This window comes from Nonomuraea sp. NPDC050022 (genome assembly GCF_044460705.1).
GTDB lineage: Bacteria > Actinomycetota > Actinomycetes > Streptosporangiales > Streptosporangiaceae > Nonomuraea.
This window is the reverse complement of the sequence record NZ_JBITKE010000003.1, coordinates 57,308-77,136: the sequence shown is the minus strand read 5'-3', so window position 1 is coordinate 77,136 and position 19,829 is coordinate 57,308. Positions and strand designations below refer to the sequence as shown.

The window sequence follows — 19,829 nt, the reverse complement described above, 5'->3', positions numbered from 1 at the left end:
CACCGGCTGGCCGGCGGTGCCGCACGTCATCAAGCCGACCCGCCGCGCCGACGGCTGGGCGCGACGGGTCGGGCCTCGACCCAGTCTTCCGGCGGGTGCTCGCTAGGTGCTGCGAGTCCCGCCCGGCCTCCGGGAGGGACGCTCCTTAGGCGGCGCGAGCCCGCTTGCGTCGCTGGAAGGGCAGGAACCGGTCGGCCAGGTGCGGCCGGGACGGGGTCAGCGTCGGCTCGACCGCGAGAATCCGGTCGAACCGGAACGCCCGGATGGCGCGCCGCATCCGGCAGACCCCGACGAGATACCAGTATTCGCGATGCACCAGGCACGTCACCGGCTCGACATCCCGAGCCGTGACATGTCCTGAAGCATCCCGATAGTGCAGACGAATCATCAGCCTGCTGGTGATCGCGTCCGCGATGAGCCTGGCCCGCGACGCGATGTCCACGGGCAGCGGCTCGGTGAGCGTCGTGAGGGTGGTGGCGATGACATCATCGTCGAGCTCCAGATGCTCGAGCGCGTGCTGCAGACCGCGCCTGGCGGTGACGGCCTGTGGACCGGACCCCAGATGAGCGAGGGACAGGGCGAGGGCAGCGATCTCGGCGGTGGTCAGCGGGCGAGTGTGGGAGTTCACGCCTGTAGCCATACCCCCACAATAGAGACGACCACCGACAGTTTTCGAAAGCCTGTACGGCTGGTAAGCACCATGTATCGAACGAATAAGGCTGTCAGACGCCACACCACGACTGGCGAAAGCCGCCATGCCACCACTGATGGAAGCCGCAGGCCACGCTGACGGAACCCGCCACGTCCCCACGGGCGGAGGCGGCACGCCATCGCGGAGGGAAGCCAGGGCTGACCAGGCATGGAAGCCACGGCCGACCATTGACGGAAGCCATGGCCGGCAAGACGCACGTCACGGCGCTCAGCCGGTGAACCGGAGGAGCGTGCCCCTGGACAGACGCCAGCAGGCACGGCGGGTGGGGCCCACCGTGCCTGCCGTAAAAGAAACTTATCTAGACAGCTGGGAGAGGTCGCGAGAGGCGCCCGTGGAGGCCGACGTCGTCATCGCCGCGTACGCCTGGAGGGCGGCGCTGACCGGCCGGTTGCGGTCGCGGGGCCGGTAGCCGCCCAGGTCGGCGAGCAGGCGCGTACGGCGCTCCGCCAGCTCGGCCTCGGGGACCCGGAGCTCCATCGACCGGTTGGGGATGTCGATCTCGATCGTGTCGCCGTCCTCGACCAGCGCGATCATGCCGCCCTCGGCCGCCTCCGGAGAGGCGTGCCCGATCGACAGCCCGGACGTGCCGCCGGAGAAGCGGCCGTCGGTGACCAGCGCGCACGCCTTGCCCAGGCCCCGGCCCTTGAGGAACGACGTCGGGTAAAGCATCTCCTGCATGCCCGGCCCGCCCTTCGGCCCCTCGTAGCGGATGACGACCACGTCGCCCTCCTTGACCCGGTCGCCGAGGATGCCCTCGACCGCCTGCTCCTGCGACTCGAACACCACCGCCGGCCCGCTGAACTTCCAGATCGACTCGTCGACCCCGGCCGTCTTCACCACGGCGCCGTCACGCGAGATGTTGCCGTAGAGCACCGCGAGCCCGCCGTCCGCGCTGTAGGCGTGCGCCAGGTCGCGCACGCAGCCCTCGGCCCGGTCGAGGTCGAGGGAGTCCCAGCGGTTGCCCTGCGAGTATGGCTTGACCGTGCGGACGTTGCCCGGCGCCGCGTGCCACAGCTCCAGGGCCTCGGGCCGCACCGTGGGCGACTGGGGGTCCCAGGCGGCGATCGTCTCGCCGAGCGTGGTGCCGTTGACCGTCGGCACGTCGCGGTGGAGCAGCCCGGCGCGGTCGAGCTCACCCAGGATGGCCGGGATGCCGCCCGCGCGGTGCACGTCCTCGACGTGGTATTTGTTCGTCGCCGGAGCCACCTTGCACAGGCACGGCACGCGCAGGGAGATCTCGTTGATCTCCTTGAGCCCGAAGTCGACCTCGGCCTCGCGGGCCGCGGCCAGGATGTGCAGGATCGTGTTGGTCGAGCCGCCCATCGCCACGTCCAGCGCCATCGCGTTCTCGAAGGCCTCGCTGGTGGCGATCGAGCGCGGCAGCACCGACTCGTCGCCGTCCTCGTAGTAGCGGCGGGTGATCTCCACGAGCTGGCGCCCGGCGTCCTCGAACAGGTTCTTGCGCGCCTTGTGCGTGGCCAGGATCGTGCCGTTGCCCGGCAGCGCGAGGCCGATCGCCTCGGCCAGGCAGTTCATGGAGTTGGCGGTGAACATGCCCGAGCACGACCCGCAGGTCGGGCAGGCGTTCTCCTCCATCTCCAGCAGGTCCTCGTCGGAGACGCTGCTGTCGGCGGCGGCGACCATCGGGTCGATCAGGTCGAGCTTGCGGCCGGGCGTCTTGCCCGCCTCCATCGGCCCGCCCGAGACGAAGATCGTCGGGATGTTGAGCCGGAAGGCGGCCAGCAGCATGCCCGGCGTGATCTTGTCGCAGTTGGAGACGCAGATCATGGCGTCGGCGCAGTGGGCGTTGACCATGTACTCCACGGCGTCGGCGATCAGCTCGCGCGACGGCAGCGAGTAGAGCATGCCGCCATGGCCCATCGCGATGCCGTCGTCGACCGCGATCGTGTTGAACTCACGCGGGATCGCCCCCGCCTCGCGGATCGCGGCGGACACCACGTCGCCGACGTCGCGCAGATGAACGTGGCCGGGCACGAACTGCGTGAAACTGTTGGCCACGGCGATGATGGGTTTGCCGAAATCGCTCCCGGCTACGCCGGTCGCCCGGAGGAGGGCGCGGGCGCCGACCATGTTCCTGCCATGGGTGACCGTACGAGACCTGAGGGCGGGCATTGAACTTCTCCCATCGTTGCGAGTCCTCACATCGTACGACCATTTGCCCGGTTGCTGAGACAACTGTCCACCGCTCGGAACGCGTACGGCGGCGAGCTGGGTGGATCCCGGCCATGCGGGGCGCGCCTCCGGAACTGCCGAAAGCACGCCCGTCAGACTGTCGACGGGCGTGCCTTCAGAGCTCGGTCGGTCAGTCCTCGCCGTATCTCGCGGGCAGGACCTGGGCCGCGATGTCGTGCAGGCGGTCGATCTCCGCCTTGGTGAGCGCCCGCTCCCGCTTGGTGATCCACTTGCGGGCACGGCCGCCCTCATAGACGTCCACGCCGCGGATCGTCATGATCTTCCACGGCACGGGCGGCCCGTAGATGGCCAGCGAGGGCACGACGGAGATCTCCTTGCCGTAGACCTCGCTGATCAGCTCGCTGGCCCGCGAAGCCTCCCATTTGGCCTCGGTGAGACGTGGCTTCATGTCGAACGGCCCGTGGAAGAGCTTCTTGCCCATCTGGACGCGTACGGGCAGCCGTTTGTCCCACTTCTCGGAGTCGACCGCGTAGACGCCCGTCGGGCCCACCACGAGGTGGTCGATCTGGGCCTCGCTGTCCGGTATCGCCCGCGCGTGGAGCGTGCGATAGCCGTTGCGTTCGAGTTTGCGCAGTTGGGCCTCGGTGCGGCGCTCCGCGATGGAGGCACGGCGCCAGGCCGGCACGGTCGAGTTGGACCGCGCTCGGTAGACAGTGTCGAGGATGGCCGCGATCACGCCCGCGGTCACGCCTACCCGCCAGTCGCCCACGAGGATGCCCACGACCACGCCAACGGGGATCGCCAGCAGGGCGCGGTTGCGCATGCGGCGGAAGCGTGGTTGTTGGAGCAGGCTGCGCAACGACGCGCGCTCGATGGGCGCGTAGGTTGACGTGGGCGCCGATTGCTTCGCGGGGGCCGGCTCGCCTTCGGGTCGGTCACTCACCCAGATGGGTGAGGAGTTGTGACCGTCTTCTCGCTGATGGTCGGAGTCCACGTAACTCACCGTAGCCCGTGGTTCTTGTCGATTCCTAGTGCTGCCTTGTCCATAGTTTTATGGCCCAGCTCACCGTGTTCTACGCCCGTTTTCCGGGTATCTATTACGTTCTTCTCTAGAGATGCCTAGTGTGCGGTAGCGTGCGAGAACTTCACGAGCTTTCGGCGCTCGAGCAGGCGCAAGCCATCCGTGACCAGGAGATTTCGCCGGTCGAGCTCACGCGGCACCACCTCGATCGGATCGAGCGAATCGATCCACAGGTGGGTGCGTATGTGACGGTGACCGCCGAGAGAGCCCTCGAACAGGCGCACCGTCTGACCAAAGAGCTGCCAGACGGACCCCTCGCCGGAGTGCCGATCCCTATAAAGGATCTTAACCTGGTGAAGGACGTGCCCATCATGTTCGGGTCGTCGACATACCGGGGTTTCGTCGCCCCGGTGGACGACACGGTGGTCGAGCGCCTGCGTGAGGCGGGCACGGTGATGCTGGGGAAGACCGCGACACCGGAGTTCGGCCTGCCCTGCTACACCGAGACCGCCCTCTCGCCGCCCTCTCGCTCGCCATGGGATCCGCGTACCTCCGCGGGCGGGTCGAGCGGCGGCGCCGCCGCGGCCGTGGCCGCCGGGCTGGCGCCGGCCGCGCAGGGCAGCGACGGGGCCGGTTCGATCCGCATCCCGGCGTCGGTGTGCGGGCTGTTCGGCATCAAACCCACCCGTGGCCGGATCAGCTTCGCGCCGATCATCCCCGACCTCGCTGGCCTGTCGACGAACGGCCCCCTTGCCCGTACCGTCGCCGACGCCGCGGCGCTGCTCGACGTGATGACGCACAACAACCCCGGCGACCTCTATCTCGCGCCGCCGCACGAAGGCACGTTCCTGGCCTGCGCCGGACGCGATCCGGGCCGGCTGCGCATCGCCCGCTACGCCCGAAGGGGTTAGCCGCCTTCCCCGCGATCTACCGAGATGCAGGCCAGTGCTCCCGTCTCCAGGCGGGATGGTGGAGGCCCGCGCGCCGGTGCCCTTTGGGGCGTGAGCGGGCAGCGATCGGAACTGCTTGCGACATCTCAATCACGTACGGTAAGGTTTCCGTGATCGAACTGGCAAGCGATAACCAAGCTGGCTGTGAGATCGCTTCCTGGATTCATCGGTACGACGAGGCCGCCGGACGGGCGGTGACAGGACGTGGAGACTTGCCGGTAGGCGGGTCGGTGAAGCGTCAAGCATCCTGTTCCACAGCTCGTGCTGTTTACGCGGCATGGACTGCTGCGTAAGCAGCACGGGAATCCTCGCCTCTTCAGGGCGAGGAGCGCGTCAAAACGTGACCGGCCAGCCCGCCGCGAACCTGCCACTGCACTGGACCGCCGACGGGCTGACGATCGGCGTCATGCTGGCGGGCCGCCTGGGCGCCGAACGCACGTTGATCTCCCTGTCGGCCCAGGTTGGGGCGGCCAGGGGCGGCTTCTGGGGCGACCGGCGATCTGGTGGCCCTGGAACCTTATCGTTGCTGGTGTGCGGCCTGCTGTCGTTGTCGCTGGCGTGATGGTCGCTGGTGGCTGTCAGGACTGATACTGGTCCCGATATTTCAGGACCTGCTGTACGTGGGCCTTCCACTTGGCCGGCACGCCCTGTTCCCGCCTCACCGGCACCACGCCGGACACGTAGAGAGCGGCCAGCTTGGCGGCCGGGTCCCCTGGCACGTCGGCGATCTGAGGGCCGAGCCCGCAGAAGAAGCGGCCCATCGCGGGCAGGGACAGCTCGGGGGAGAAGGGCGGCTTCGGCATCGGGTCGTTGATCCCGTTGGGCTGCCAGTACTGGAGGACCCTGGGGGTCCATCTGGCGATGCCGAACTCGTCGGCGGCCGGGTCGCTCAGGTCGGGGTCGAAGTCGCTGGCCGCCTTGACCACCCCGGCCACGAGCGCCGGCGACAGACCCGCGACGTCGTGGCACCAGGTGCCCGCCTGGATGATCAGCGCCCGGTACTGAGCCGGGATATCCGCATCCGCCCGCAACCCCATCCCCTCCTTCGGCGGCCCTGGCTCGGAAGCCCGTGGCGTTCCGGCCGCGCTCGGAGATCCGGCCGACTGTGCGGATGCAGACGGTCCTGCGGATGCGGACGCTCCTGCTGATCCGGACAGTCCTACGGACGCGGACGGTCCTGCGGATCCGAACGGCGCTGAGGATCCGGATGGTGAGCCGGTCACCGTGGACGACCGGTCGGTGGGACGCAGCGCGAGCACCGCGACGACCACGGCCAGGGCGACAGTCACGGCGCCCACCCCGGCGAGCACCGCCTTGCCCCGCCCCGCATCCGCGCCCAGATCCGCACCCTCGTCCAGATCCGCACCCTCGTCCAGATCCGCACCCTCGTCCAGATCCGCATCCGCGTCCAGATCCGCGCCAGAGCCTGCGCCCGCGTCCGCGCTCGGCGCCGGGCCTGCGCCTCCCCGCGGGCTTGCCCCACCACCAGGTCCGGTCCTACTACCTGCGGCCGCTCCCAGGACTCCGCCCGCACTTGCCCCCGGGCCTGCGCCTCCCCCCGGGCCTGCGCCTCCCCCCGGTCCGGCTCCACCACCTGGTCCGGCTCCACCACCTGGTCCGGCTCCACCACCTGGTCCGGCTCCACCACTCGGTCCGGTCCCACCGCCTGTGCGCGCTCCCGCGCCGCCACCGTGGTCTGCGCCTCTACCTGGGCCCGCAGTTGCGGATGCGTTTGCACTTGCGTCCGCATCTGCATCCGCGATCGCATCTGCACCTGCGGCCGGACGGCCGCTTGCGTCCTCGCCGGTGTCCGTGCTTCTGTACGCGGCGGTCTCGTCGTCCGCGGATCCGGGGGGCGAGATTCCCGGTCGCCGCTCCGAGTCCGTCCCGCCCACCGGGAGCGCCCTCTCCGGCAGTCTGTCCTCCGGGAGCCGAACCCCTGGGAGCGCCCTCGCCGGGAGCCCGCCCTCCGGGAGTCGGTCGTCCAGGGGTCGGTCGTCCGGGGGTCGGTCGTCCGGGGCCGACCCTTCCGGGGGTCGGTCGCCCGGGGCCGACCCTTCCGAGGGTCGGACGTCCGGGGTCGCCCGCTCCGGGGGCTGGACGTCCGAGAGCGCCCTCTCCGTGGGGCCGTCGCCTACGGGCGTCTCCTGCGGGAGTCCGTCGCCCACGGGCGCGTACTCCGGGAATGCGTCGCCCAGGGGTGCGTCGCTCAGGGGTGCGTAGTCCGGGACCACGGAACCCACGGGCGCGTCGTCCGGGGCGTTGAGGGCGGCGGCGAAGGAGGGGATGCTTGGCCAGCGGCGGTCCGGGTCCGGGTCGATGGCCTTCATGATGGCCGCCCCCACCCGTACCGGCACCTCCGGCCGCAGCCGGTGCGGTGCCAGCCGTACCGAGCCCGAGGCGGGCAGTTGGCCCGTGAGCAGGTGGTAGGCCATGGCGCCCAGCCCGTGCACGTCGGCCCGCTCGTCCGGGGCGCCGTCCAGGCGCATTTGCTCCGGCGCCATGTACCCGGGCGAGCCCGCCGCGATCGTGTGGCTGGTGGCGTCGGCCAGCGAGCGGGCGACCCCGAGGTCGGCCACCATGAGGCGCTCGCCACCGCCCGGGAGCGCGCGGAACAGCACGTTCGACGGCTTGAGGTCGCGGTGCACGATGCCGAGCCGGTGCAGCAGCGTCACGCCCTCGGCGATCTCGCCGAGGACGCGGAGCGCCTCGGGTATCGGTAGGGGGCCGTCCAGTACGCGCCCCGCCAAAGACCCCATGTCGGCATAAGTCATGACGAAGTACGGGCGGCCATCCGGAAGTTCGCCGATGTCGTGGACTTGGACGATGCGCGGCGAGTCCGCCTGGCGCAGCAGCCGGGCCTCCTTGACGAACCGCTCGCGCACGGCCGGTTCGGCGGACCAGTTGTCGGCCAGCACCTTGATCGCCACATAGGAGTCGAGCCGGTCGTCCCGGCCGAGCCACACCGTCGCGAACGCGCCCGAGCCCAGAACGCGCTCGACGGGATACCTTCCGATCGCATCCACAGTTGAGTTGACCTTGTCTGGGGGATCTTGAGTCAGACTCTCTCACGACCGGGTCTGGCCGGACAGCCGAACCGGGATTACGTTCTTGGGTGTGGACAGCGCGCTGGAGATTCTGGCTTTTCTCTTGGGGGTTTCGCTCGCTCTGTTCGTGCTGATCAGCCTGGCGGTCATGGTGCCGGGGCGGGGTTCGGCGCGGAGGGTGGAGACGGGCCCGGTGTGGTTGGGCGGTCCGTCCGGGAGCGAGCACGGCGTGAGCACGTCGGGCCTGGTGCTGGCCGACCGGGTCGCTCATTGGGCGCCGGCGCCCGAGTCCGACTGGGTCGCGATGGCGGAGACGGCCGAGCCCGGCAGACGCGTCGGCGGAGCTTCGGCGGGATGGTGATGGCGATGCGCGGACTGACCTCGGCCCAGGCCGACGACATCAGGCAGGCGCTCCACGTCGCCGAGCGGCGCAGCGGCCTGCGCTTCGGCGCCTTCCTCGGCGCGCCGGTCGGCGGCCGGCGGCACTTCGCCGAGCGGCTGCACGCCGCGCTCGGCGAGGAGGCGGACGAGGCGGTGTTGATCTTCGTGGACGTCGCCGGACGGGCGCTGGAGATCGTGACCGGCGAGAACGCCCGGCGGCGGCTGCCCGACACCGCGTGCCGGCTGACCGCTATGTCGATGGCTACGGCGTTCAGCGCCGGTGACCTGGTGGGCGGGCTGCTGTACGGCATCGGCATGCTGGGCGAGCAGGCCACCGCCAGGCGGTAGGACGGGCGTCGCCTGCGCCCCCGCGGTAGGCGACGCCCACCCCGTCTTTGTAAGCGAGGCGGGCGGCGGGGTCACCCTGGAGGCTTCCAGGGGGCAACCCAGGCCCAGAGCGTTGAGGCCCCAGCAGGCCCAAAGAGCAGGCCCAAGCGTCAGCGTTGGAGCAGGCCGGTGACGTGCTCGCTGACGCCCGCCAGCAGCGTGGCGGGCACGATCGGGGCGCGGCCGATGGCCGAGAACAGCGCGGGCAGGCCGGGCAGCGGGAACCCGTCATCCTGGAGCGCGGCCGAGCCGATCTCGTTCTTGTCCAGCGCCGACCGGCTGCGCTGCCAGGCGTCGAGCACCTCTTCCGGCGAGGGCACGCCGAAGCCGTGGCCGACGGGCGCCGCGTGCCGCAGGCGTACGAGCGGCGTCTCCGCGAACGCCAGCGCGGTGCGGGCCCGTACGTGCAGGTCGGCGCGTTCTTCCGGCTCGATCCAGTGCATCGCCGTGCACGGGTTGCGGCAGTCGGCGACGCAGACGGCCATCGCGCCCGCCACCTGGCTGTGCTGCCGGTCGAAGTACGCGCGCCAGCCCTCGGGCGGCTCGCTCGCCACCCGCAGGGTCCGGTTGGTGGCCGACTGCTCGGACTTGGTGTGGTCGCACTCGCGGTCGCCGATCACGCCGAACCTGCTGCCCGGCGCGCTCAGCCCGGGAGGCCAGCGCGCGGGGTCGCCGGCATGGCCGAGATGCGGCTCGTAGGCCAGCAGTGGCAGGTATTCGCTGGCGATGTGGACGGCGGCGATCATCGGGCTCAGCTCGCGACGCTGCCAGCGGACGGCGATGACCTCCAGCAGCAGCCCGTAGGCGGGCCGCAGCGACTCCAGCGCGCCGCGTGGCTGCTCGCGCGGGGTCTGCGGCATGTGGCAGGCCCGTGCCCGCCGCCGCAGGTCCGCGGGCACGGACTTCGCCTCGACCGCGAAGTCCTCGGCGTCCAGCGAGAGCAGCCGGCTGCCGAACTCGCACACGTCGGCGATCTCCTCGGATGAGGCCAGTGCTCCGAGGTCGGAGAAGGCGTAGCGGCGGGCCAGCGCTACGAGCAGATCGCGAGTCGTATCCACCCGATTACCTTCTCATGGCCGGATGGCCACATGTCCGGACTAGGTGGTCAGCAAGCTAGCTGGGGCAGGGCGCCTTGATGCACTGGATGTCGCTCGGCGGCTCGCTGACCGGGGGCTCGATCGTGGGCTCCGTCGGCTCGGGCGTGGCGGTGGGCTTGTCGGTCGGCTCGGGGGCGTCGGAGGTCGGGGTGGCCGTCGGTTTGGTCACGGTCGGGCGGGGGGTGGCCGTCGCGGTGGCGGTCGGTGTCTGGGAGATGATCGGCCGCGCGGTGGGGGAGTGCTTCGACGGAGGCGCCAGTGGCTTCCTGCTCGGCGTGGCGGCGGTCGGGTGTGTGCTCGAGGCGGGCGTGACGGGGGGCAGGACGCTGCCGCTCTGCTCGGCCGCCTGGTCGCTGCGGATCCACACCGATCCGGCGACCGCCAGGCTCACCAGGACGGCGACGGCCACGGCCAGCGCGGCGGCCAGCGCCCGGCGGCCACGTGGCGTGGGGGGCAAATCCAGTAAATTTGGCGAGTCCGGCAAGTCGGGCGTGGGCGGCAGGTCCGCTGAGCCCAGCGAGCTCAGCGAGCTCAGTGAGTCAGGCGCGTCGGAGGCCTTCCTCGCCGCCTCGGCCATCAGCGTGGCCGTCGGCCAGCGCCGGTCCGGCGTCTTTTCCAGCGCTCGCGTCACGACCTGGCGCGGCCCCGACGGCACGTCGGCGGGTAGGTCCGGGACGGGGGCGTGCAGATGCTTGTAGATGATCTGGACAGGAGTGTCGCCATCGAACGGCAACCGCCCGGTCAGGCACTGGTAGGCGACCACGCCGAGCGCGTAGACGTCGACGGCCGGGGTGACGTCACTGGCGGTGGCCATCTCGGGGGCGCAGTATCCGGCCGAGCAGAGCATGGCGCCGGTGGCCGTCAGCTGGACCGCGGAGACCGAGTGGGCGATGCCGAAGTCGGTGAGCGCCACGCTGCCGTCGGGCCGGACCATCAGGTTGGCCGGTTTGACGTCGCGGTGCACGATGCCCTGCGCGTGGGCGGCGGCCAGCGCGTCGCCGACCTCGGCGACCAGCCGCATGGTGGCCGCCGGATCGAGCGCCTCGCGGCGCAGGACGCGGTCGAGCGACTCGCCCTCGACGAACTCCATCACCAGGAAGCTCACCTGGCGCCCGTCGACCTCGGAGGTGCCGTAGTCGTAGACGTCGACCACGCCGGGATGCCGCAGCGTGGCCATCGCCCTGGCCTCGTTCTGGAAGCGCTGGGCGAACTTCGGGTCCTCGGTCAGGGCGGGGATGAGCACCTTGACCGCCACGGTCCGGCCGAGCACCGTGTCGGTGGCCCGCCAGACCTCGCCCATGCCGCCGCCGCCCACGCGGCCGATCAGCGTGTAGCGATCGTTGAGTGTGGTTCCGGATCCGAGCATGTCTTCGAGGGTATGAACTGCTGCTTCATATTCGCTATGAAAACCTGAACATCCGCCATGGTCGTCGAGGTTTCCTCTTGATCGGTGGGGTCGGCTGGGCCGAGCGGGATCGTTCCGCAGGGCCTGTCATGGTTCGGCGAGGCGCCAGCCGAACCGGTTGCCTGCGGCGCCGCTGTTTGGACGCCCGCAACGCGACAGGTTGCGGCTGGTTCTGGCCTGGCGGGCAGGCGAATCGGAGCGTTGTCGTTCACCTGTTCTATCCACCAAGGCCAACGGATGGTAATCTTTCAATTACCAATCGTGAGGTTGTGTTCCGGGGGCGGGGGTGCGGATATGCAGGCATACCGGCTTCCCAGCGATCGGGCCGCGCCGACCGTGTGGTGCGGCCGCCGCCCGGCCGGCACCCTCGTCCGCGCGTGGTCGCCGACTGTCGGGCAGTGCTCACAGGACGGCCGATCCGAGCGCGGTGCGTCACCGTCCGCCCACCCGGGATTCCGCCTGCCCGGAGGCTGGAGCGGTGCATGAGTGAACTCACTGCCACCGCTTCCTGCACCGCTCACGCGGCGGTGCAGGAAGCGAGCGGCGAAGTCGTTCCTCAGCCGCTGCTGGTGCGGCGGGTGGCCTGGCTGGCCAGCCTGGCACGCGACCTGACCGCCCGCCTGGTGGCCGCCCGGTGGAATCCGGAAGATCTGGACGCTTTGGCGTCCGGGGTGGGGCTGGACGGGCGGGTGTTGCCGTCGAAGGGCTGGATGGCCCTGCGACGGCTCGGCTGGGCCGTGGGTCCGCCCTCAGGCGTGCATGTGTGTGATCGGGTGTTGCGGTGCGCGCAGGAGCAGGCCGCTCGCCTGTTGCGGCTGGCGTTGCACCGGCGTCGCCTGGTGGCGGCGATCGTGGCGACCTGGCCGCAGGCTACGGGTGCGCGTACGGGCGCCGAGTGGGAGGCGCTGCGTGCGCTGCTGCCGGACGGGGTGACGGCAGCGGACATCCGGAACCGGACCCGGCAGGTTCGCGCCTACCTTGACGAGCATGGCGCGTTCCCGGCCGATCTGACCGAGGTGGAGGGGCCGCCGAACGTTGCGGCGCAGGTGGTCTTGGCGGCGGCCGACCGGCAGTTGGTGACCTTGGAGCGTTCTGGCAGTCGTAGCGCCCGACTGCGGGTGCGGCTTCCGCTGGTCGAGTTTCCCGCCTCCGGCAGGGACTGGGCGTGGCATGTGCTGCCGGTCGCGTTGCCGCCGACCGTCACGCCGGAGGCGACGTTGTGTGCCCCCACCGTGCGGGTGGCCAAGGGCCGGGTGCGCGTCGACCTGCCGTTCCGGATCCCGATCGGTTTCGCCCCCGCTGCCGGCCATACGGTCGGGTACGGCTTTGACTGGGGCCTGAACACTCTGCTGGCCGGCGTGACAGGGCAGTTGGTTGATGGCCGGGTGATCAGTGATGGGCGGCCGTTCGCCTACGACGCGAGCGGCATCTGCGCCAAGTTGCACCGGTTGCGGGCCGAGCGTGAGCACCTGGCCGCCAAACACCGGCACCTGGAAAGGCTTCTGGCGGGCATCACGCCCGCCGATTCCCGCTACGCCGCGTTGCATACGGCCTGGCAGCGCATCGGGGTTGAGCATGAGCGGTTGTGCGCCCGCATCCGCAACCTGAACAAGGCGCTGGCCTGGTCGGCGGCACGCTGGGCGGTCGACCACGCCGTGAGCGCCGGGGCGACGGTCATCTACCTGGAGGACCTGGCCACCTTGGAGGCGCGCGGGCGACGGGGGAGCGCGAACGCGCGCCTGTTGGGGCAGGTGCGCGGGAAGATCGTCGAGGCGATTCGGCACCTGGCGGCCAGACACTCCATCGCGGTGGTCACCGTCCCGGCGCGTGGCACCTCCCGATACTGCCCCCGCTGCGGCCAGGGTACGTCGGTGCTCATGCATTGCCCTGCTCCGGATCGGGTCGGTGAGCGGGGCTGGAGGTGGGCCTCCTGCCCGGCCTGTGGCCTGTCGGGTGACCGGGACTGGGCAGCGGCCGAGCGGATCCTCGCACGCGGCCTGCTCGGCCAAACGCCACCCGTACCCACCGCTCCACCGGCGCGCGCACCATCCACGCCGTCGTGGAGGGCAACGTGGCCCGCGCCCGACCACGACGCAAACTCACCCGCGCGGCTCGCCGCGCCCGCCGCACCCGAGCCGACCTGCACCCCCGACCGGCGGCACGCGACCGGTCCAAGAACCGCCCCACCCCGAAACGGCCCACCCGCGTCCCGGCCAACTCACGAAACAACCCTCAAGACAGCTCGCGAGACAACCCGATGGCTTTCAGCCGTGTGCCCGACCGGCGCACGGTGCCCGCCCCACCGCCCACCGGCGGTGGACAGCGTCCGGCGGGCCATGCACCCAAGCCGGGACGGCGTCAGCCGTACCGGACAGGGTATGCCAGGAATTCTCACCATCGGACCGGCTTCCACCACGCCAAAGCCGCCCCCGTGCTCACGCTTGCCGAGCACGGGGGCGGTCCAAGGCAGGTTACGCCTGTCCGAGTTGCCTGATTCCTTCAGGGAACCACAGGGAATTCAAGACGCTAACACCGCGACCTCGATGGACGCGCCGGATCCGGCGCTCAGAACGCCCCTGTGGTAGTGCCTCCCGTTCCCGAGGCGGGGCTGGTGAAGGTGCTGTTGCCACCGGGTTGCCACTGGTCGGCGGTGTCGGGGAAGTTCGTCTCCTGGCGCTTGACGCACTTCCACTCGATGGCGGTGTTCGGCGGCAGCTTGCCGATCGTCGCGGTCCAGGTCGGGTAGGCGGTCGGCGACAGTTTGACCGCACTCGCCACCGACCAGCCGCCGAGTTGCGGGACGCTGCCCACGGCGTAGACGGACTGGCCCGTGGTGGTCGTGCCGTTGTCGCACCTGAACGTCATCGACGCCGGAGCCTGCCCGAGCGTGAACGCGAACGTCTTGGCGCTCGTGACGCTCGTGCTCGCCGACTTGGCGACGATCAGGTTGCCGCCCGCGTTGTACCAGCCGCTGGTCGCGGCGTCGAAGGCCGCCTTGGTGGCGTGCTGGGTGAGCGCGGTGCCGTTGAGCGTGACGGCGGACGCCTGGGTGCCCGAGACCAGCTCGACCACGTTCGTCCTGCTCGCGGGCGCGCCGGTGTAGGTGCCGCCGGCCGCGGCCACCGTGACGGTCGCCGTGCCGCCGCTGAGCTGCTGGCTCAACAGCGTCGTGCGTACGGCGCCGCTCTGGTAGCCGGTCGTCGCCCCGTCGTCCTCGTACAGGGTGAAGTTCGAGGCGGCCGGGTCGGCGTAGACCCGGGCCACCAGCTCGTTCCTGGTGGTGGAGTCGGTCCGCTTGCCCACGACGTTCATGGTCTTGTCATCCACGTACATCTTCGGGATGATCGCCCCCGCCCTGGCGAACGCCGGCAGCCGGAACGCGCCGCCGACCCAGAGCGGCCGGTCGGTGAACCACTGGCCGGTGCTGGTGAGCTTCTCGCCTGTGGCGTAGTCGAACCAGGAGCCCGCCGGCAGGTAGACGTCCCGTTTACGCTCGTTCGCGCCCGCTACGACGCCGACGAGCAGGTCGCGGCCGATGAGCTTCTCGTGCCCCATCTCGCGGACGTTCGCGTCGTTCTGGTACTGGTACACCAGCGGCGGCACCACCGGCTCGCCGTACAGGTAGGCCCGGTGGGCCAGGGAGTAGTAGTACGGCGCCAGCTCATACCGCTGCCGGAGGTTGGCGAGGTTGCTGGCCGTGTGCCCGATCGCGTCCGGTGAGGTCTGCGCGCAGTTGCACAGGTTCTCGGTGTGCGGCCGGATCGGCACCTCGAACCAGGCGCCGTCGGCGAACCACTGCGTGTAGAGCTCGTTCAGGTCGGAGTCGAGCATCTCGCGGCGGAATCCGCCGATGTCGGAGCCGTAGTAGTCGATGCCGGACATCGACATGTGCAGCTGGGCGTTCTGCTGCTGGGCGAGCGCGGTCAGCTTGGAGCCGATGTCGGCCGACCACATGGCCACGCCGTAGCGCTGCATCCCGGCGGCGCCGGAGCGGGCCAGCACGAACGGCCGCTTGGTGCTCGACGTGTAGCCCCTGGCGATGCTCTCAGCCCACTTGAGGTTGTAGACATTGTGGTAGTCGGCGTGGGCGTGCTTGCCGGGCAGCACGCCGGACGTCCAGTCGGCCGCGTCGTACATTTCCGGTTCGCCCAGGTCCAGCCAGTGGCCCATGATGCCCTGGTCGATGAGCGGCCGGCGCTTGGTCGTCTGCCAGTAGTCGGCCGCGGCGTCCTGAGTCCAGTCGATCATGCCGCCGCGGCCCCACCAGTCGTTGGCGGTGAGGTAGACGGGCGAGCAGGTCGCGCAGCCGGACCTGACGAGGTAGCCGCGGGTGGCGAGGTCGGCGTGCTCGGCGAGGTTCTTGCCGACGTACGACTCCTCGATGGTCATCAGGCCGATGCCCTTGTTCGCCTGATAATCGGAAATAGTTGTCGCTGGGTTGGGGAAGTTGGCCGTGTCCCAGGAAAGCGTGCCCATGCGGGTGTTGTCGGATCCGGCCGTCACTCCGCCGAACCAGGGCAGATCCAGGACGAACCCATCCACGGGGAACTTCGCCGCCCGCAGCCCGTTCAGCCGGCTGTCGATCTCGGCCCAGTTGTCGTAGCCGAACTCCGACACCCACATGCCGAACGCCTTCTTCGGCGGCACCGGCGGCCGGCCGGTCAGCTCCATGTAGTCCTTGCGCAGGTCGGGCAGGTCCGGCCCGGTCATCGTGTACCACCTGAGCTGGTCGCCCCAGGTGTCGACCGTCCACGGGTCGCCGGTCAGGTTCCACTCCTGCTTGTAGACCTGGTCGAGCAGCAACCCGTAGTTCAGGTTCGACGCGCCGACCCCGAACAGCACGGGGATCTGCGCGTTGCCCACCGGTCCGTTGTCGGTGTCGTAGGCCATGGCGTTGCCGTACGGACCTCCCGGGGTCCGGCTGCGTCCCACCCAGTCGCCGTCGGAGCTGCCGCCCATGAAGAACTGCTCGCCCAGCCCGTACGCGTTCTGGATCGAGCCCTTGGTGATCGTCAGGCCCTTCCACGCCTGGGTCAGGTTGCGCGGGCACGCCTCGTACAGCTGCCTGACCGGGTCTGAGACCCGCACGCACAGGGTGCCGGCCGTGACCTCGACCTTCATCGAGGCCGTGGTCAGCGTGTTGCCGCTCTGACTGAACGAGGACGGACCGGTGTAGTCCTTCTTCGCCACCTGCGGCGTGGTGAAGAGCGCGGATCCGGTGCCGGGGCTGGTCCCGGAGGCCAGCTCGAAGTGGACGAGGTCGTCGTCGAGGAACTCGACGATCAGATAGGCCGATCCGCTGGTGAACTGCACCCGCTGGACCGCCGCCCGCGCCTCGCCCGCGACGAGGAAGGTACCCAGGAGAACCGTCAGAAGGACGAGAGCACGTTTCATGGCCGGCCCACCACCAGGTTGTCGAGGTTGATCCCGCCGGTGTTGGCCGCGTCATAGGCGATCTTGACGGTGTGCGCGCCCGCGGTGAGTGTCGTGGTGAGCGAGGCGGTGCCCCAGGTGTCCCAGTTCGCCTGCGCGGGCAGCGTGAGCGTGCCCGCCGAGACGCCGTCGACGTAGACGGTCCTGGTGCTCGCCACCGTGGTCGAGTAGCGGAACTTGAGCTGGTGGCTGCCCGCCGCGTCCGCCTTGACCTGGAAGCTCACCGCGTCACCCGAGCTCGCGAAGTTGTCGACGAACCCGGTGCCGGTGTAGCCCGCGTGGTCGGTGTTGGTCGTCGTGCCGGTGCCCGTCCCGAACTCCGCCTCGTACGCGGCCTTGTCCACGCCGTTGAGCGTGACGGTCCTGCTGGAGGCACTGGCGGCTAGCTTGACGTAGGTGAGCTGCCGCACCGGGTCCCACCACCAGCCCTCGGCCGCCGCCTGGAGCGCCGCCAGCGTGGCCCGCGCGGTCGCGCCGGTCACCGATGTCGGCTTGGTACTGGCGACCTGGAGCGTGCCGGTCGTGGTGAGCGTGGGCACGGTGAGCGCCACCGAGTGTCCGGCCCAGTTCTCGGCCGAGCTGATCGTCCGGTTGGCGTTCGCCGAATCCTCGAAGTAGGAGTACGAGGAGCTGCCCGACGGGTAGATCCGGAAGACCAGGTTCGGATAGCTCGTGACGCTGTTGCCGATCTCGCCGCCGAGCTCGTAGTCGGCGTTGAGGTTGAGCGGGATGATCGCGCCCGGCCTGGCGTAGACCGGGATCGTGTAGAGGGCCGTGGCGTAGGACTTGGTGCCGGGGCCGGTGAAGCGGCCGCCGTTCCACAGGTCGTACCACTCGCCCGCGGGCAGGTAGACGTTCCTCGTCGTCGCGCCCTGCGTGGTCACCGGCGCGACGAGCAACTGGGAGCCGAACAGATACTGCTGGTCCTGCGCCGCGGCCGTCGCGTCGCCGGGGAAGGCGAAGCTCATCGCCCGCATCATCGGAGCCCCGGTGGCCGAGCCGGCCTTGGCCTCGGTGTACAGGTAGGGGATCAGGTTCATCCGGACGTTGGCGAACTTCCGGAAGGTCGGCACGACCGTCGTGTCGCCGCTGCGCGCCTGTACGTTCCACGGCGTGCGGGCCTCGGACGTGCCCGGGTTCGACTTCTCCGAGTGATACTGCATGACCGGCGAGAACGTCGCCTGCGCCGCCGCCCGCAGGTAGAGCTCGGCGCTGGGGAAGTCGCCGGTGAAGCCGGCCAGGTCCCAGGCCGTGTACGGCACGCCGGACTGCCCGGCGCTGAGCTGGGCCCTGACCGCCTCCTGGAAGGCGGAGAAGCTGGAGTTCTGGTCACCGGCCCAGAAGATCGAGTTCCTCTGGCCGCCGGCGGTGGCCGCCCGGCTGAAGATGACGTTGTCCGCGCTTTCGGCCTTGACGTAGTCGCTGTACGCCTTGGTGTAGCTGTTGGGGTAGGCGTTGTGCATCTCGTCGCCCTTGCGGCCGTCGGCGAACGTCACGCCCCTGCCGAAGACCGCCTCGCTGCCGTCGGTCTTGAAGCCGTCGATGCCGACCTCGTTGATCAGGTAGTCCCGCTTGCTCATCCACCAGTTCGTCGCCGCCGTGCTGGTGAAGTCGGGGACCATGCTGTCGCCGAACCACTGTCCGGTCGGAATCCGATACGGCGCGTTGGACGGATTTTTCGCGACATAGCCCTGTGCTTGGGCGTAGCTCTTGTCGTTGAGATGCTGCTGCGGCGCTGTCGGGGGATTGGTGTCGAAGTTCTCCTTGAAGACCGGGATCTGCCAGAGGATCATCTTGATCCCCTTGCCGTGGGCGTTGTCGACCATGGCCTTCGGGTTCTGCCACTCGCCGCCCGCCGGGAACGTCAGGTCACCGTAGGCGAGCTTCCCGCTGCCGGCGCTGGGCGTGTACGTGGCGCCGTGCCACAGATAGAACGTGGCCTCGTCGCTCCACTGCTCCAGCACCATCGCCGTGTGCGGGATCTTGTAGGTGCCGACCTTGTCCAGCTCGCTCTCCACCTCGGCCTGGGTGTTCCACTCGTTGGCCGACATCCACACACCGAACGCCCACTTGGGCGGCAGCTGCGGCCGGCCGCTGACCGCGGTGTAGTCGTCCACGATCTCCGCGGGGGTGCCGGCGAAGAAGTGGTAGTCCAGTGTCGAGTCGAGCGCGCCGCTCGTGTCGACGGTGAATCCGGCCAGGTCGCTGAGGTGGGTGTTGAGGTTGAAGATCGCGTAGCGGGTGCTGGGGAGGTAGACCCCGTAACCGGCCGAGTTCAGGAAGAACGGCACGCTCAGGTAGGTCCGCCGGGTGCTGCCCTGGTCGCGATACTGGTTGTAGACGTAGTTGTGCACGTCGGTGCCGCGCTGGTCGAGGCGGTCATAGCGCTCGCCGAAGCCCTCGAACCGCTCGCCCGACGGCGACATGAAGTGGTCCTCGATCTTGGTGACCGTGGTGGCGCCGTCGCTGGCCCAGCCGATGTTCCTGAACGTGGCGGGGTCGTACTGCCGGGTGATCAGCGTCGTCCCGTCGCCCTTGTAGACCGACAGACGGTAGGGCGACTTCTGGATCTTCAGCACCAGGCTCGTGGTGGAGATGGTGAGGGTGCTCGCGGAATCCGTCACCGTATAGCCGGAGACTCCGGAAATATTCAGACCCTGGCCGCTGGGGGCGATCTGGGTGCGGAAGCGGTCAAGTGCCGGGAAGGCGAAGCGGATCTTCGGCGTGAAGCTCCCCGCGCTGTCACCGGTCGTGACATCTACCGACGTGCTGTTATTGGTGAACCCGGTCACGTTCGTCACCGTGCTCCACGAGGTGACCGTGAACGCGAACGGGCCCGTGCTCTTCTGCCCGCCGCCGTTCACGTCCGCGTTGACCGAGTAGGAGATCTTGTCGCCCCGGGCGAAGGTACCCAGGTTGATCTTCCAGTAGCTGTTGTTGCCGTTGTTGTGGTCCCAGGCGGCGCCGATCGGGGTCTGGGCGGTCCCGTTCTTGGTCCAGGTCACCCAGACGGTCTGGCCGGACTCGATGGGCCAGGTGGTGGCGTTGATCTGGACCGCGTCCCCGGCCATCGGGTCACGGGGAGCGCGTTCGGTCGGCTCGCTGGAGTAGAGGTCGTCGATCCCGGTCGGGTTGTGAAAGATGCCGTCGAGCGCGTACGCGGGGACGGTCACGAGGGAGGCCAGCAGGGCGATCACCGCGACGATGACGCCCGACCGTAACCGGATCACGGGGGAGCTCCT

Annotated in this window: 14 protein-coding genes; 5 read left to right on the top strand and 9 right to left on the bottom strand. The window is 69.7% G+C overall.

The features are described from left to right. Nucleotides 1–145 precede the first annotated feature (145 nt). The 4 genes from ACIBO2_RS11820 to ACIBO2_RS11805 form a co-directional block, all read right to left on the bottom strand. Nucleotides 146–640 (bottom strand): WYL domain-containing protein, encoded by a 495-nt coding sequence (locus ACIBO2_RS11820; protein ID WP_358544863.1) that lies wholly within the window; start codon nucleotides 638–640, stop codon nucleotides 146–148. Nucleotides 641–1,006: 366 nt separating this feature from the next. Continuing rightward, complete coding sequence (gene ilvD / locus ACIBO2_RS11815) at nucleotides 1,007–2,845, bottom strand: dihydroxy-acid dehydratase (protein ID WP_397296725.1); 1,839 nt, start codon at nucleotides 2,843–2,845, stop codon at nucleotides 1,007–1,009. Between the two features lie 190 nt (nucleotides 2,846–3,035). Next, nucleotides 3,036–3,689, bottom strand: a complete 654-nt coding sequence (locus ACIBO2_RS11810) for a nuclease-related domain-containing protein (protein ID WP_358544866.1) — start codon at nucleotides 3,687–3,689, stop codon at nucleotides 3,036–3,038. Between the two features lie 296 nt (nucleotides 3,690–3,985). Next, entirely contained in the window at nucleotides 3,986–4,171 is a 186-nt protein-coding gene (locus ACIBO2_RS11805) for a hypothetical protein (RefSeq protein ID WP_358544883.1), read from the bottom strand. Between ACIBO2_RS11805 and ACIBO2_RS11800 the strand changes: the two genes are divergently transcribed. Both ACIBO2_RS11800 and ACIBO2_RS11795 read left to right on the top strand, forming a co-directional pair. Beyond that, nucleotides 4,121–4,798 carry an amidase gene (locus ACIBO2_RS11800; RefSeq protein WP_397297644.1) on the top strand — a complete coding sequence of 226 codons (678 nt, stop codon included), beginning with the start codon at nucleotides 4,121–4,123 and terminating at the stop codon, nucleotides 4,796–4,798. The genes ACIBO2_RS11805 and ACIBO2_RS11800 overlap by 51 nt on opposite strands. Before the next feature lie 379 nt (nucleotides 4,799–5,177). Further along, a complete protein-coding gene (locus ACIBO2_RS11795; RefSeq protein WP_397296722.1) occupies nucleotides 5,178–5,399 on the top strand; it encodes a hypothetical protein in 222 nt (73 codons plus the stop codon). A gap of 16 nt (nucleotides 5,400–5,415) precedes the next feature. On the opposite strand, the gene ACIBO2_RS11790 is transcribed toward ACIBO2_RS11795, so the two are convergent. Further along, complete coding sequence (locus ACIBO2_RS11790; protein ID WP_397296719.1) at nucleotides 5,416–7,863, bottom strand: protein kinase; 2,448 nt, start codon at nucleotides 7,861–7,863, stop codon at nucleotides 5,416–5,418. Between the two features lie 91 nt (nucleotides 7,864–7,954). Here ACIBO2_RS11790 and ACIBO2_RS11785 point away from each other — a divergent pair, with 91 nt between their 5' ends. Then, nucleotides 7,955–8,245 carry a hypothetical protein gene (locus ACIBO2_RS11785; RefSeq protein ID WP_358544870.1) on the top strand — a complete coding sequence of 97 codons (291 nt, stop codon included), beginning with the start codon at nucleotides 7,955–7,957 and terminating at the stop codon, nucleotides 8,243–8,245. Between the two features lie 5 nt (nucleotides 8,246–8,250). Next, entirely contained in the window at nucleotides 8,251–8,613 is a 363-nt protein-coding gene (locus ACIBO2_RS11780; RefSeq protein WP_357953526.1) for a DUF5130 family protein, read from the top strand. Between the two features lie 149 nt (nucleotides 8,614–8,762). Here ACIBO2_RS11780 and ACIBO2_RS11775 read toward each other — a convergent pair whose 3' ends face one another. Both ACIBO2_RS11775 and ACIBO2_RS11770 read right to left on the bottom strand, forming a co-directional pair. After that, nucleotides 8,763–9,710 carry a hypothetical protein gene (locus tag ACIBO2_RS11775; RefSeq protein WP_358544871.1) on the bottom strand — a complete coding sequence of 316 codons (948 nt, stop codon included), beginning with the start codon at nucleotides 9,708–9,710 and terminating at the stop codon, nucleotides 8,763–8,765. A 55-nt stretch (nucleotides 9,711–9,765) separates the two neighbouring features. Further along, nucleotides 9,766–11,115, bottom strand: a complete 1,350-nt coding sequence (locus tag ACIBO2_RS11770) for a protein kinase (RefSeq protein ID WP_358544873.1) — start codon at nucleotides 11,113–11,115, stop codon at nucleotides 9,766–9,768. Between the two features lie 521 nt (nucleotides 11,116–11,636). On the opposite strand from ACIBO2_RS11770, the gene ACIBO2_RS11765 reads away from it, so the two are divergent. Continuing rightward, nucleotides 11,637–13,739, top strand: a complete 2,103-nt coding sequence (locus ACIBO2_RS11765) for a zinc ribbon domain-containing protein (RefSeq protein ID WP_397296714.1) — start codon at nucleotides 11,637–11,639, stop codon at nucleotides 13,737–13,739. Here the strand turns inward: ACIBO2_RS11765 and ACIBO2_RS11760 are convergent. After that, nucleotides 13,720–16,548, bottom strand: coding sequence for a TIM-barrel domain-containing protein (locus ACIBO2_RS11760; RefSeq protein ID WP_397296711.1), 2,829 nt, complete (start codon nucleotides 16,546–16,548; stop codon nucleotides 13,720–13,722). The genes ACIBO2_RS11765 and ACIBO2_RS11760 overlap by 20 nt on opposite strands. After that, nucleotides 16,545–19,817 carry a TIM-barrel domain-containing protein gene (locus ACIBO2_RS11755; RefSeq protein ID WP_397296708.1) on the bottom strand — a complete coding sequence of 1,091 codons (3,273 nt, stop codon included), beginning with the start codon at nucleotides 19,815–19,817 and terminating at the stop codon, nucleotides 16,545–16,547. Before ACIBO2_RS11755 ends, ACIBO2_RS11760 begins: the two co-directional genes overlap by 4 nt. Nucleotides 19,818–19,829 lie beyond the last annotated feature (12 nt).